General features: G+C 65.8%; 11 protein-coding genes. 1 reads left to right on the forward strand and 10 read right to left on the reverse strand.

The features are described 5' to 3' along the window. Positions 1–105: 105 nt before the first annotated feature. The 7 genes from HOY44_RS09430 to HOY44_RS09460 form a co-directional block, all read right to left on the reverse strand. The gene (locus tag HOY44_RS09430; RefSeq protein ID WP_287434744.1) at positions 106–2,988 is read right to left on the reverse strand and encodes an error-prone DNA polymerase; all 2,883 of its coding nucleotides are present in this window, start codon (positions 2,986–2,988) and stop codon (positions 106–108) included. 144 nt (positions 2,989–3,132) lie between these two features. Further along, a complete protein-coding gene (locus tag HOY44_RS09435; RefSeq protein WP_287434483.1) occupies positions 3,133–3,549 on the reverse strand; it encodes a hypothetical protein in 417 nt (138 codons plus the stop codon). Between the two features lie 53 nt (positions 3,550–3,602). Next, the gene (locus HOY44_RS09440) at positions 3,603–4,106 is read right to left on the reverse strand and encodes an RNA pyrophosphohydrolase (protein ID WP_138422396.1); all 504 of its coding nucleotides are present in this window, start codon (positions 4,104–4,106) and stop codon (positions 3,603–3,605) included. 7 nt (positions 4,107–4,113) lie between these two features. Beyond that, entirely contained in the window at positions 4,114–5,451 is a 1,338-nt protein-coding gene (locus HOY44_RS09445; protein ID WP_008332126.1) for a S41 family peptidase, read from the reverse strand. Positions 5,452–5,499: 48 nt separating this feature from the next. Beyond that, positions 5,500–6,642 carry a murein hydrolase activator EnvC family protein gene (locus HOY44_RS09450; RefSeq protein ID WP_353806620.1) on the reverse strand — a complete coding sequence of 381 codons (1,143 nt, stop codon included), beginning with the start codon at positions 6,640–6,642 and terminating at the stop codon, positions 5,500–5,502. Next, positions 6,639–8,159 carry a 2,3-bisphosphoglycerate-independent phosphoglycerate mutase gene (gpmI, locus tag HOY44_RS09455; RefSeq protein ID WP_287434484.1) on the reverse strand — a complete coding sequence of 507 codons (1,521 nt, stop codon included), beginning with the start codon at positions 8,157–8,159 and terminating at the stop codon, positions 6,639–6,641. The genes HOY44_RS09450 and gpmI overlap by 4 nt, the downstream gene beginning before the upstream one ends. A 365-nt stretch (positions 8,160–8,524) precedes the next feature. Continuing rightward, complete coding sequence (locus HOY44_RS09460; protein WP_287434485.1) at positions 8,525–10,396, reverse strand: cation:proton antiporter domain-containing protein; 1,872 nt, start codon at positions 10,394–10,396, stop codon at positions 8,525–8,527. A 139-nt stretch (positions 10,397–10,535) separates the two neighbouring features. Here HOY44_RS09460 and HOY44_RS09465 point away from each other — a divergent pair, with 139 nt between their 5' ends. After that, positions 10,536–11,801 (forward strand): SulP family inorganic anion transporter, encoded by a 1,266-nt coding sequence (locus tag HOY44_RS09465; protein WP_287434486.1) that lies wholly within the window; start codon positions 10,536–10,538, stop codon positions 11,799–11,801. Here the strand turns inward: HOY44_RS09465 and rlmH are convergent. From rlmH to HOY44_RS09480, 3 genes are all read right to left on the reverse strand, one after another. Beyond that, positions 11,798–12,268 carry a 23S rRNA (pseudouridine(1915)-N(3))-methyltransferase RlmH gene (gene rlmH / locus HOY44_RS09470; protein WP_287434487.1) on the reverse strand — a complete coding sequence of 157 codons (471 nt, stop codon included), beginning with the start codon at positions 12,266–12,268 and terminating at the stop codon, positions 11,798–11,800. The genes HOY44_RS09465 and rlmH overlap by 4 nt on opposite strands. Next, positions 12,268–12,636: a ribosome silencing factor gene (gene rsfS, locus HOY44_RS09475; RefSeq protein ID WP_008332144.1), complete on the reverse strand. Its 369-nt coding sequence runs from the start codon at positions 12,634–12,636 to the stop codon at positions 12,268–12,270. Before rsfS ends, rlmH begins: the two co-directional genes overlap by 1 nt. A 130-nt stretch (positions 12,637–12,766) precedes the next feature. Continuing rightward, complete coding sequence (locus tag HOY44_RS09480) at positions 12,767–14,209, reverse strand: mechanosensitive ion channel family protein (protein ID WP_287434488.1); 1,443 nt, start codon at positions 14,207–14,209, stop codon at positions 12,767–12,769. Positions 14,210–14,217 lie beyond the last annotated feature (8 nt).

Consider the following 14,217-nt stretch of genomic DNA (forward strand, 5'->3'; position numbering starts at 1 on the left):
CATCGGCCTTGGGCCGCTTGCTTGGCTTATCGCGTGCACGCGGTCCGGTTTCAATCCGTCCTCGGATGCGCAACCCGGCTTTGCACCGGCCACGACCACGACGCCCTAGACCGGCGCCCCCCGCTCCGGCGTCAGCATGTGGCGGATCAGCGCGATGGGGTGCGAGCGCAAGGTCAGCCGCATCGACACGAAATCCTCGACCACCTGTTCGCCCTCGCTCATCTCGGGGAAATAGGCGGCAGGCTCCACGATCCCCTCGCCGTCCAGATCGCCCGCGAACAGCGGCAGGGGCTTTTCGCCCGTGATCGCCCGCGCCTCCCACAACGCCTCGCGCCGGGACAGCCCGAGGTCGGCGAAAGCATCCGCCTCGGCCAGCCGGGCCAGCAGCCGGGGCGACACGCCGGACCGGCGCCACACGTCCTCGACCACCGCATAGCCGTTGCCGCGCGCCGCCGTGATCCAAGCGGCCTCCTCCTCGGCCATCCCGCGCAACTGCCGGAACCCCAGCCGCACGGCGAGCCCGCCCTTGCCATCCGGCTCCATCACATTGTCCCAATAGCTTGCGTTGATGCAGACGGGCCGCACCTCGACCCCATGTTCGCGCGCATCCCGCACGATCTGCGCGGGCGCATAGAACCCCATCGGCTGCGCATTGAGCAGCGCACAACAGAAGATGCCGGGGTGATGACACTTGATCCACGCGCTCGCATAGACGAGCAGCGCGAAACTCGCCGCGTGGCTTTCGGGAAAGCCATAAGACCCGAACCCCTCGATCTGGGAAAAACACCGCTCGGCAAAGTCCAGATCGTATCCGTTCGCCCGCATCCCCCGAATGAACCGGGTGCGGAAATCGCTCACGCTCCCATGCTTCTTGAAGGTGGCGAGCGAGCGGCGCAGCTGATCCGCCTCCTCCGGTGTGAACCCGGCCCCGGTGATGGCAATCTGCATCGCCTGTTCCTGAAACAGCGGCACGCCCAGCGTCTTGCCCAGCACCGCGCCCAGCGCGTCCGAGGGAAACTCCACCGCCTCCTCGCCGTTTCGCCGCCGGATAAAGGGGTGCACCATGTCGCCCTGTATCGGCCCCGGCCGGATGATCGCCACCTGAATGACGAGGTCGTAGAACGTGCGCGGCTTCATGCGCGGCAGGAAATTCATCTGCGCGCGGCTTTCCACCTGAAACACCCCCAGACTGTCGGCCCGGCAGAGCATGTCATAGACCACCGGGTCTTCGGGCGGCAGCGAGGCGAGCGTATGGTCGATCCCCAGATGGCTCTCCATCAGCCCGAACGCCTTGCGGATACAGGTCAGCATCCCCAACGCCAGAACGTCGACCTTGAGGATGCCCAGCGCGTCGATGTCGTCCTTGTCCCAGCAGATGACCGTGCGATCCTCCATCGTCGCGTTCTCGATCGGCACCAGTTCATCGAGCCGCCCTTCGGTGATGATGAACCCGCCGACATGCTGGCTGAGATGCCGGGGAAACCCCTGTATCTCGTCCACCAGATCGAGCACCTGATCGAGCTTGGGGTCGTCCGGGTCCAGCCCGATTTCCCGCAGCCGCGCCGACCGCATCCCCGTGCCGCCCCAGCCCCAGACCTGTGACGACATGGAGGCGATGGTGTCCTCGGTCAGCCCCATCGCGCGCCCCACCTCGCGGATCGCCCGCTTGCCGCGATAATGAATGACCGTGGCGCAGAGCCCGGCCCGGTGCCGCCCGTAGCGTTGATAGATGTGCTGGATCACCTCCTCGCGCCGCTCATGCTCGAAATCCACGTCGATATCCGGCGGCTCGTCCCGCGCCTCGGACACGAACCGCTCGAACACCATCGTCCCGATCTCGGGGCTGACACTGGTGACCCCCAGCGCGTAACACACGACCGAATTCGCCGCCGACCCCCGCCCCTGACACAGGATGCCACGCGAGCGGGCAAAGGCGACGATGTCGTTCACGGTCAGGAAATACGGCTCATACTTCAACTTGGCGATGAGCGCGAGTTCATGCTCCAGCATCTTCGACACCCGCTCCGGCGCCCCCGCCGGATACCGTTCGCGCAGCCCCCGCCGCGCGAGCCGCGACAGCCGCGCCGAGGGCGTCTCGCCATCCGCGATCTCGGACGGATACTCATAGCGCAACTCGTCGAGCTGAAAGCCCAGCCGATCCGCGATCTCACCCGACCGATGCACCGCATCCTCGTGCCCGGCAAAAAGTCGCAGCATCTCACTTTCCGAGCGCAAACGCCGCTCGGCATTGGGCTGCGCCAGATGCCCCAGCGCCTCGACCCGCACGCCTTCGCGCACCGCGCTCAACACGTCGACCAGCTTGCGCCGCCGCCCGTGGTGCATGATCGGCTCGGCACTGGCCACGGTCGGTAGCCCCAGTTCCTTAGCCAGCGCCGCGAGATGCGTGAAGCGTTGCGCGTCCCGCCCGTCATAGCGCGGCGCGAGCACCAGATGCATGTCGTCCCGGTATCGCTTGAGCAAAGGCCCGACCCTCTTGCGCAGCCCGGCCCCCGGCGGATGCAAGAGCAGTTCCATCCCGTCGAGCGCGCTCCCCAGATCACCGAGCCTGATGAGACACGATCCCTTCTCGGCCCTGAGCCGCCCGGTGGAAATCAACCGCGACAGCCGCCCCCACGCCGCCCTGTCCCGTGGCAAGGCGGTGATCGCCAGCCCTTCCTCGGTCACGATCCGCGCGGCGGGCAGCAGACGGGGCGCATTGTCGATGGGCAGGCGATAAGGCTCGGGCAGATGCGCGGGCTTCGGCGGGCCTATGATGCCCTGCTCGGCCTCCAGCCGCGCCCGTGCCTCGGCCATCTTCGCGATCTCCCGGCTGAACGTATGCGCGCGCACGATCCCGGCGACCGAATTCACATCGGCCACCGCCAGCGCCCGCATCCCGGTCAGCGCCGCCCGATCCACGTATTCCTCGGCATGGCTCCCGCCCGTGAGAAACGTGAAATTCGACGTTATGCAAAGCTCCACGAACATGAGTCGCAAGTATATTCACGTTTTGTTCTCATTTGGAGTCCGATCTAAGGCGCGCCCGCGTCCCTCTTCTCTGGTCCGAAAATACCTCGGGGGTGCGGGGGCAGAGCCCCCGCCTCGGTCGACGCGGGCTTGCCCGCGGCGAAACTACTGGGCCACCGGCGGGCAATCCCCGGCCATGCAGGCTTCTATCGCCTCGAAATCCGCCTCACTCGCCTCGGCGAAGTGATGCGGCATACAGGGATCGACGTCGAGGTAGATCGCCGCCCCATCCGCTTCGATCCGAAGGAACATCAGCGCGTCGTCCGAGGCCTGCGGCATCCCGCACCACGGGCCAAGGCAACTGACGACGACCACGATGTCTTCGGCGAAGTCGTTCAGAAACCCGTCGGCGGCCAGCGATTTGCCGACCACGCGCCCGTTCGTCAGCCATTCCTCCGGCGCGTCCTCGTCGTAGCTTTCGGGCAGTCCCTCGGCATCGAAACTCAACGCGCCCCGCACCACCATGTAGCGTTTGGCGGACTCGTCCGCCTCGTGGAACGCCGTCACCGGGTCATAGCGCATGCACGAAAGCGCCGCCGCCGGCCCCGGCAGGACCATCGCGGCCAGCGCAAGGCTCAGAGCCGCGCGCGAAATTCGTCCAGAACGGCGCGGTAGATGTCGCGCTTGAACGGCACGATGCGCGCGATCATCTCGTCGGGGTCGATCCATGTCCATGTGCTGAACTCCGGGTGCTCGGTCGCGATGTCGACCTGATCGTCAGTGCCCTTGAAACGCATCAGGAACCACCGCTGTTCCTGCCCCTTGAACTTGCCCTTCCAGACCTTGCCGCTCGCGACAAGCTCCGGTGGCAGATCATAGGTCAGCCAGTCGGGATGCTCGGCTTCGATGTCGACAAGGTCGGCACTCACCCCGGTCTCTTCCCAAAGTTCGCGAAGCGCCGCATCGCGCGGCGTCTCGCCCTTGTCCACGCCGCCCTGCGGCATCTGCCAAGCGGTCGCGTCGGTGCCCAGATCCTTGGCATCGATGCGCTGCCCGGCGAACACCTTGCCCTCGGCATTCGCCAGCACCACGCCCACGCAGGGCCGATACGGCAGCGCCGCGATCTCGTCCGGTGTCACGGACGGATCACTCGCGCCCGAAGGTCGACAGACCGTGCAGAAGGTCCACGGCGTAGGACAGTTGGAAGTCCTCGTCGCGCAGCGCGGCGGCGGCTTCCGCCTCGGCCCGCTCTTCCTCGATCTGGCGGATTTCGTCCTCGGTCAGGCTGTCGTTGTTCAGCGACCCGCGCAGATCGGCCTCGGTGCGGGGCGGACGACCGTTGGTCTCCTCCTCGTCCTCTTCGGCGCTGGGGCTGGGGATCGGCTGTTCGACCACGATGTCCGGGCTCACACCCAGCGCCTGAATCGAGCGACCCGACGGGGTGTAATAACGCGCCGTGGTCAGACGCATCGCGCCATCGCCACGGAGCGGCATGACCGTCTGGACCGACCCCTTGCCGAACGACTTGGTGCCGACGACGACGCCGCGGTGATGATCCTGAAGCGCACCGGCGACGATCTCGGACGCCGAGGCCGAACCGCCGTTGATAAGCACGACCAGCGGCTTGCCTTCGGTGATGTCGCCGGGCGTGGCGTTCACACGGTCGGATTCCTCCGGGTCGCGGCCACGGGTCGACACGATCTCACCACCTTCGAGGAAGGCATCCGACACCGCGATCGCCTGCTTGAGCAGACCGCCGGGGTTGTTGCGCAGGTCCAGAACCACGCCTTCGACATTGTCCATGCCGCCCATTTCCTCGACCACTTCGGCGAACCCTTCGGTGACGTTCGGATAGGTCTGGTCGTTGAACGTGGTGATGCGGATCACGACCGCCTCGCCCTGCTGGCGCACGGTGGCGGCCGTCAGCTTGATGGTGTCGCGGATGATCGAGATATCGAACGGCTCGTCCTCGCCCTCACGCACGACCGTGATGATGATCTCGGACCCGATCGGCCCGCGCATCAGATCGACCGCTTCGTCCAGCGTCAGGCCAAGCAGGCTTTCGCCGTCCACATGTGTGATGAAGTCACCGGCCAGCACCCCGGCCTGATCGGCGGGCGTGTCGTCCATCGGCGAGACGACCTTGACGAAGCCCTCTTCCTGCGTGACCTCGATCCCCAGACCGCCGAACGAGCCGCGCGTCTGCACGCGCATGGCATCGGCATCGTCGGGCGGCAGGTAGGAGCTGTGCGGGTCGAGCGACTGAAGCATCCCGTTGATCGCGGCTTCGATCAGTTCGCTTTCCTCGACATCCTCGACATACTGGGCGCGGATACGCTCGAACACGTCACCGAACAGATCGAGCTGCTGGTACACGGTCGTCGACCGGTTCCCCTCTTGCGCGAGAAGCGGACCCGCCACCTGCGTGGTCAGAACTGCCCCTGCGAGCGTGCCGCCGACTGCGGCCATCAGAAATTTCTTCATGTCTCGTCTGCTCACTTTCGTCTCGTTTCGGTCGCGCAATCGCGCCGCTCACTCCCCGGATACCGCAAACCAGTCCGCCGGGTCCACAGGCTCGCCGTCTTTGCGAAGCTCCAGATACAATGTCTGGTTCGCTTCTGCGCCTCCTGCGGTGTCGTTGGAAATCAAAAACGCTTGAGGGTCCGTGGGCGCAGCCCCGCCCATAAGCCCGATGGGCGCCCCTTTCGGCAGCACCTCGCCCACCTCGCCGAAAAGCTGTCCGAGCCCTGCGAACACCAACAGATAATCCTCTCCCGGCTCCACGATGGCCACCTGACCATAGTCCAGAAGCGGGCCGAGATACCGGATCGTGGCAGGCCACGGAAGCGTGACGAGGGTGAGAGGACGGGTCGCGATCACCCAGCCCGGACGGCGCACGCCTGCCGCGTCCGCCTCGTCCATCCGGCGGATGATCCGGCCAAGCACCGGCAACTCCAGCGTGCCCTGCGCTTCGGTGAAATCCGGGTTGGCGATGGAAACGCTCGTATCCTCGACGGTGGCCGACATCAGGCCCGACGCGAAACTTTCCAGCGTGTCGGCGGTGGCGATCAGGTTCTCCATCGCCTCCGGGTCGGTCGTGATCCGCTTGGGCAGGTCGGTGCGGTTCGACATCGCCTGACTCAGTGCCGTGCGCGCCTGCTGCACCCCGGTCAGACCCTGTTCCAGCGTCACCACCGCCGATTCCTGCAAGGCCCGCAAAACCGCGACCTCCTGCAAGGCCGCGCGCAGCCGCCCCGCCTCGGCATTCAGCGCCGGGGTCACGTCGGACAGGATCATCCCGGTCCGCGCGGTGCCCACCGGCCCCTCGGGATGCAGGAGCAGATGCGGCTCGGGCGAGGCTTCGATGGCCTGAAGCACGCCCAGAAGCTGTGCGAGCCGTTCGTTCTCGGCCCGGAACACACCGTCGATCGCCGCCTCGCGCACCCGCGCCTGTCTCAGCCCCTCACGCAGCGCGGCGAGCCCCGCCTCATAGGCCTGCACGGTCTGCGTCAGGGCCGCCACGCGGTCGCCCGCGCCGTCGGCACCGTCCAAAGCCTTGGCCGCTTCCTGTAACAAAAGCATGGCCTGACGCGCGCTTTCCGTTGGGTCGGTCTGCGCCGTCGCCGGGGCCGTCATCGCCAGACACGCGGCGAAAAGGATCGCCGCCCGTCTCACCGGACGATCAGGCTCTCGCCGGTCATCTCGGCGGGCTGTTCGAGCCCCATGAGGTCGAGCAGGCTGGGCGCGAGATCGGCGAGCCGACCCGACTTGATCTTTGCCCCCACAGGCCCGTTGAACAGCGCGACCGGCACGGGGTTCGTGGTATGCGCCGTATGCGGCCCGCCCGTGGCAGGGTCGATCATCATCTCGCAATTGCCGTGATCGGCGGTCACGATCATCGTCCCGCCCTCTTCCTTGAGCGCGATCATGGCTTCTAGAACCTGTTTGTCCACGGCTTCCACGGCGGCGATGGCCGCGTCCAGATCGCCGGTATGCCCGACCATGTCGGGGTTGGCGAAGTTCACGACGATCAGGTCGTATTTCTCGTGGATCGCACGCACGAGTTCGCGCCCCACCTCGGGCGCGCTCATCTCGGGCTGCAAGTCGTAGGTCGCCACCTTGGGCGACTGCGCCATGTAACGATCCTCGCCCTCCTCCGGGTCTTCCTTGCCGCCGTTGAGGAAGAAGGTGACATGCGGATACTTCTCGGTCTCGGCCAGCCGGAACTGCCGCTTGCCCTGCTTGGCGACCCACGCCCCCAGCGTGTTCACGATGTCCTCGCTCGGAAACACCGTGGTCATGTAGTCATTGTGTCCCTTGGAATACTCGACCATGCCCAGAAGCGCGGCGAGCTTGGGCCGCTGCCCGACATCGAACTCCGCGAAGCCCGGCTCACCGATGGCCCGCAAGATCTCGCGCGCCCGGTCGGCCCGGAAATTGACGAAGAACACCCCGTCGCCGTCATGGATGCCGGTGTGCCCGTCGATCACGACAGGTTCGATGAACTCGTCCGAAACGTCGGCCTCGTAGGACGCCGCAATCGCCGCATCCGCGCTTGCCGCCGTTCCGCCCATGCCCTTGACCATCGCGTCATAGGCGCGGCTCACCCGCTCCCACCGGTTGTCGCGGTCCATCGCGTAATAGCGCCCGGTGACGCTGCCCACGGTCACACCCTCCGGCAGGTCATTGACGAACTTGGCCACCTGTTCGCGGGCCGAGCGCGGCGCCACGTCGCGCCCGTCGGTGATGACATGCACGCAGACCGGAACCCCCGCCTGTACCAGTGCCTGCGCCGCCGCCAAGATGTGATCCTGATGTGAATGAACTCCACCGGGCGACACCAGACCCATCAGATGCGCGGTCCCGCCCGACGCCTTCATGTCGTCGATCAACCGCATGAGCGCGGCGTTCTGGAAGAACGACCTGTCCTCGATGGCAAGGTCGATCTGCCCAAGGTCCATCGCCACCACCCGGCCCGCGCCGATATTCGTGTGCCCAACCTCGGAATTGCCCATCTGGCCGGAGGGCAGACCCACATCGTTGCCGTGGGTGATGAGCGTCGCGTTCGGGCAGATCATCATCAACTCGTCGAACGCGGGCGTCTCGGCCAGCGCCACCGCGTTGCCGGAGCTTTCGACCCTGAGGCCCCAGCCATCGAGGATGCACAAAACGACGGGTTTCGGGGTGGTCATGTCTGCCTCGCTCTTGCCTGAGCTAGTTCTAGGAGGTCACCGGCCTAAGGGCAATGCGCGAGGGGTTTCGAATGGGCTTGCGACCATCCGACCGGCTGGGAGGACCAGCAAAGGTCATGTTTGCAGGCGAACATGACCAACCCAGACCCTCCCGAGGTATTTTCGGACCAGAGAAGGGACACGTTCACCTTTGATTAAGGTTAACGCGCTATCCTGAAGTCACGGTAAAGGCTGAGGAGCCGATGACCGAGACCGGAGAAGCCCCCTGCGCCCAGCGTAGGGGGTGGACCCCGCCCCTCTGCTTCTCTGGTCCTCAAATACCTCGGGGGAGTCGCGCTTCAGCGCGACGGGGGCAGCGCCCCCCCTCAGGCCCGCGCTTTCCGCCCTTCCGCCAGAATGGCCTGCGCGTCCCGCAGAAATTCCGCTTCGATATCGCCACGCGCCGCCCGTAGCCCTTCGATATAGGCTTCGTTGTCGAGGATCGAGATCGCCGGATCGTAATGCTCCGCCGCGATCAGCATGGCGCTGCGGTCCATTTCGGCGAACATCTCGGTCACCCGGTCCGCCTGATCGCGCGAATAGCCCAACGCCTCCACCGCCGAGCGGCTCATCCGCAACGAACTGTCATAGGTCTCGCGGATGATATCGCGGCACCCGGCCCACCACAGATCGTAGACATGGGGCCGGTCCACCGCCCGTGCGATCACATGCACATCGGGGTAGTGCTTCTTCACATAGGTCACCAGCTCTGTGATCTGGTGTTTGTCGTCGATGGCGATCACCAACAGCTTCGCGTGCTCGATCCCCGCCGCATGCAACAGATCGGGCCGCGTCGCATCGCCATAGTAAGCCTGCACGTCGAATTTCTTGAGCATCTCCAGTTGCCGCGCGCTGAAGTCGATGACGGTGGGCGTGAGCCCGGCCCCGCGCAGCATCCGCGCGACGATCCCCCCCACGCGCCCGTGGCCCGCGATGATGATGTCGCTCGCCTCGTCGATCGCATCCATCTCGCGCTCTTCAGCTTCGGAGAACCGCGGCGCCACCACCCGGTCGTATAGGATGAAAAGCGCCGGGGTCAGCAGCATCGACAGCGCCACGACCAGCAGGAGCCGATCCGCCAGATCGCCGGGGATCACCGCATTCGCGACCGTGAAAGACAAGAGGACGAAGCCGAACTCCCCGGCTTGGGCGAGACCCAGTGAGAACAGCCAGCGATCCGCCCCGCCCACCCGGAACACGAAGGACAGCACGTAAAGCACCGCCATCTTCGCCACGATCAGCCCCAGCGTCAGGGCAAGGATCAGGGCGAAATCGTCGAACAGCAGGGCGAAGTTGATCCCCGCGCCCACCGTCATGAAGAACAGACCCAGCAGAAGCCCACGGAACGGGTCGATGTCGCTTTCCAACTCATGCCGGTATTCGCTGTTGGCCAGCACGACACCGGCGAGGAATGTGCCGAGCGCGGGCGACAGCCCGACGAGGGACATGAGGAGCGCGATGCCGATGACGAACATCAGCGCAGTCGCCACGAAAAGCTCCCTCAGGTTCGCCCCGGCGATGAACCGGAAGATCGGACCGACGAGGTAGATGCCCGCCCCGACCACCACCGCGATGGCCCCCACCGTCACCAGCGCCACGCCCCAGCCCGGCAGACCGTCGACAAGGCTCATACCCCCGCCGTGGTCGCCGTCCTCCGCCGCATGGCTCAGACCTTCGACCAGTTCCGGCATTGCGAGCAGCGGAATGAGCGCCAGCATGGGGATGACCGCGATGTCCTGAAACAGGAGCACCGAGAACGACGACTGCCCCCCGTCCGAGCGCATCAGCCCCTTCTCGCCAAGCGTCTGAAGCACGATCGCGGTCGAGGACAGCGCCAACACCAAACCGACCGCAAGGCTCACCGACCACGGCTGACCCAGAACCATCGCCACGCCCATGACCAGGAGCGCCGTCAACCCGACCTGCCCACCGCCAAGCCCCAGAAGGCGCGCGCGCATCTCCCACAGCCGCCGCGGCTCCAACTCCAGCCCGACGAGGAACAGCATCATCACGACGCCGAACTCGGCGAAGTGCTGGATCTGGATCACGTCGACATGAAGCCACGCCAGAACCGGGCTGATGACGATCCCGGCGATCAGGTAGCCCAGAACCGACCCCAGCCCGAGACGCGAGGCGATGGGGACCGCGACCACCCCCGCGATCAGAAAAACGAAGGCAAGTAGCAGAAAATCGGTCATGAGCAGTCCCCTGTGCGCCGGTCCAGCTTGGCGAAATGCGGGCGCATGTAAAGCTGCTCCGTGCGACGCAACGCCCGTTGACAGGGCGGCGATCCGGGCAGACACCGACAGGATATTACCCTGACGCCGGTGTTTCCTCGTGAAGCCGAAAATCCTGACGACGCTCGCAAGCTATTCGCGCGACCAGTTCTTCGGCGATCTGATCGCCGGGGTCACGGTCGGGCTGGTGGCGGTTCCCCTCAGCCTTGCCATCGCCATCGCGTCGGGCGCGACGCCGGAACAGGGGCTGGTCACGGCCATCGTCGGCGGCGCTCTCGTGTCGCTTCTGGGCGGCAGCCGCGTGCAGATCGGCGGACCGACGGGCGCGTTCATCGTCGTCGTCTACGGTGTCATCGCCGCGCATGGGATCGACGGTCTGATCGTGGCGACGCTGCTGGCCGGGCTGATCCTCGTCGTGGCCGGCGTGTTGCGGGCCGGGAGCCTCGTGGCCCACGTGCCCGAACCGGTCATCAACGGCTTCACCCTCGGCATCGCCGTCATCATCGCCACCAGCCAGATCGCGGATCTGTTCGGTCTTGCCGTGGCGGACATGCCGGCGGAGTTCACCGGCAAGATCGCGGCGCTCTGGGCGGCGCGCGATACGCTTCAGATCGACGCGCTGGGGATCGGCGTGGTCACCGGCGCTCTGATCGCCGCGTTGCGTCGCTGGCTCCCGCCGAAGGTGCCGGGCCTGATCCTCGCCGTCGCGGCCGGATCGGCCCTCGCCGCCCTGCCGGGGGTCGAGGTGGAGACAATTGCGGCCCGGTTCGGTGCATTGCCCGACCACCTGCCCACCCCTGCGATGCCCGACATCTCGTGGGCTCTGGTGCGCGAGGTGTTTCCATCCGCGCTGGTGATCGCGTTCCTCGCGGGGGTCGAATCGCTTTTGTCCGCCGTGGTGGCCGACCGGATGATCGGCGGGCATCACCGCCCCCGGGCCGAGCTGGCCGCGCAGGGTGTCGCCAACATCGGGTCGGCGCTGATGGGCGGGCTGCCGGTGACAGGGGCCATCGCGCGGACGGCGACGAATGTGAAGGCCGGGGGGCGCACGCCGGTTGCCGGGCTGTGGCACGCCGTCACGGTTCTGGCGCTGATGCTGTTCGCCGCACCGCTGGCCGGTCAAATGGCGCTGCCCGCCATGGCGGCCCTGCTGGTCATCACCGCGTGGAACATGGCCGAGCCGGACAAGTGGCGCGGATACCTGTCCGCGCCGGTGCGGGACCGGGTTCTGATTTTCCTGACCATGGCGCTGACCGTTCTCGTCGATCTCACGGTCGCAATCGGGGTCGGGGTCGCACTTGGCTTTGCGCTGTCACGGGTCGCGGCGGGCCGTGCGCCGCGCGACTGGACTCCGCGCGACCGCTAGACCCGGTGATAGGGGCTTCCGGCAAGGATCGAGGCTGCGCGGTAAAGCTGTTCGGTCAGCATGGCGCGGGCCAGCATGTGCGGCCAGACCATCTTGCCGAACGACAGCGACGCATCCGCCTGACTGCGCAGGGCCGGGTCGACCCCGTCTGCGCCGCCGATGACGAACGCCACGTCACCGCGGCCTTGATCGCGCCAGCCCGCAAGTTGCTCGGCGAATTGGGGCGAGGTCTGGACCTTGCCTCGCTCGTCCATCGCGACGATCACCGCGCCCTCCGGCACGGCACGCGACAACAGGGCGGCCTCGGCGCTCATGCCGCCACCCTTCTTGTCTTCGACTTCGTGGATCGTGAGAGGACCGAGACCCAAGCTGCGCCCGGTGCGGTCGAACCGGGTGGTGTAGTCGTCGATCAGGTCGCGCTCGGGGCCGGCGCGAAGCCGCCCCACCGCGACGATGTGAACCCGCATCAGGCCTTGGCCGACGCCGGAGCCTCAGGTGTCATCCACATTTTCTCGAGTTGATAGAACTCGCGCACCTCGGGCCGGAACACGTGAACGATCACGTCGCCGGTGTCGATCAGAACCCAGTCGCCCTGATCCTTGCCCTCGACCTTGCAGATGATCCCCATGCTTTCCTTCAGACGATCGCACAGTTTTTCGGAAATCGCCGCGACCTGACGCGAGGACCGGCCCGAACAGATCACCATGGCATCGGCCATCGCGGATTTCTTCCGCAGGTCGATGGTCACGATATCCTCGGCCTTGTCGTCTTCGAGTGAGGAAAGAACGGTGTCGAGGATATTGTCGCTCGACGGGTTCATGGGCGGCTTTTTCATTCCGCCCGATCCTGCGGCCGACAGTGCGGCCGCGTCTGGATGATGAGACAGGACATAGTCCTCCTTCGTTGCGCGCCGATCGTTTCCCCGACGCCGGGACAGGTTAAAAGTAACATGCTGGTCCGGTATTTCAATTCTCGCGTTGCTCCGGCTCGGCCACTTTTCGCGGATCGTTGAGATGGCGCACCTCACGTTGCGGGAACGGGATCGAGATGCCGTTCTCCTGAAACGCGTCCCAGAGCGCAAGATAGACATTGCCGCGGATGTTGGTCAGACCCCCGGTCGGGTCGTCGATCCAGAAGCGCAGGATGTAATCCACGGAGGAGTCGCCGAAGCCGACGATATGGCAGACCGGGGGCCGGAAACTCAGCACCCGGTCGACGCTCGCCGCCGCTTTGATCGCCACCTTGCGCACCAGATGCGGGTCGTCGCCGTAAGCCGTGCCGAAATAGATGTCGAGCCGGACAAAGGCGTTGGTGTGCGACCAGTTCACCACCTGCCCGGTGATGAGATCCTCGTTCGGGATCAGGTATTCCTTGCCGTCACGGGTCACGACGCTGACGTAGCGCGCGCCAAGCTGTTCGATCCAGCCGAAGGTATCGCCAAGGCTGATGACGTCGCCGGGCTTGATCGACTTGTCCAGAAGGATGATGACCCCGGACACGAGGTTCGAGACCACCTTTTGCAGGCCGAAGCCAAGACCAACACCGATGGCCCCCGACAGGACGGCGAGGCCGGTCAGGTCCACGCCCACGGCACGCAGCCCGATGAAGATCGCAGCGCCGAACAGCACCAGTTGCAGGATCTTGACGATCAGCACTTGCATCGAAGGGCTGATGTCCTCGTTCTTCCTGATCCGGGCCGCAGAGCTTTGGGTCAGGAACCGCGCGGCGAAGACCAGAGCGCCGAGGATCGCGATGGCCTGAATGACCATCCAGATCGACAGGCGCATGTTGCCGGTGTTGATCGCGAACCCGTCGAGGATGGAAATGGTTTCGTCCTGTAGATTCAGGATGTTGACCGTAACCCAGACCCAGCCCGCCGTCCGCACGACGCCACGCACAAAGGCGTTGGCGATGAACCGGGCGAGGATCGCGATGACCAGCCACGCCAGCGCCAGTTCCGCGATGATCGACAGCAGGTAGGAGCGTGAGGGCCACGTCGCCTCGCGCATGATCCAGACCGTCGGCCAGATCAGCGCCACAAAGACGATCAGTTTCATCCGGCGATGCAGCATCACGCCGAACCGCATCCGCCACTTGGGCCAGTTTTCCCGCCCGCGCAGCCAGCCGTGATATTTCGGGGCGAGCCATTTCGCGATCAGCCACGCCGCCAGTGCGAGCCCCACGGCGATCGCGACCTGATAGGCATTCCAGGGGCGCATCAGGCCCTGCACGAATACCGTAAGCTGGTCGAACAGGTCGAGCGCCACGTCTTCGGGTGCCGGAACGGGGGCGGCCTGCGGGGTTGCGGCGCCGACCGTCCCGGACTCCGTGGTCGCATTCGGCGTCGCCTGCACCTGAGTGGGTGCGATCGTCTGGTCCCAAACCGTATTCGGGCTGCGCGTGGCCATTTAACTCC

The sequence above is a fragment of the Maritimibacter sp. genome, assembly GCF_016774595.1.
Taxonomy (GTDB): Bacteria; Pseudomonadota; Alphaproteobacteria; order Rhodobacterales; family Rhodobacteraceae; genus Maritimibacter; species Maritimibacter alkaliphilus.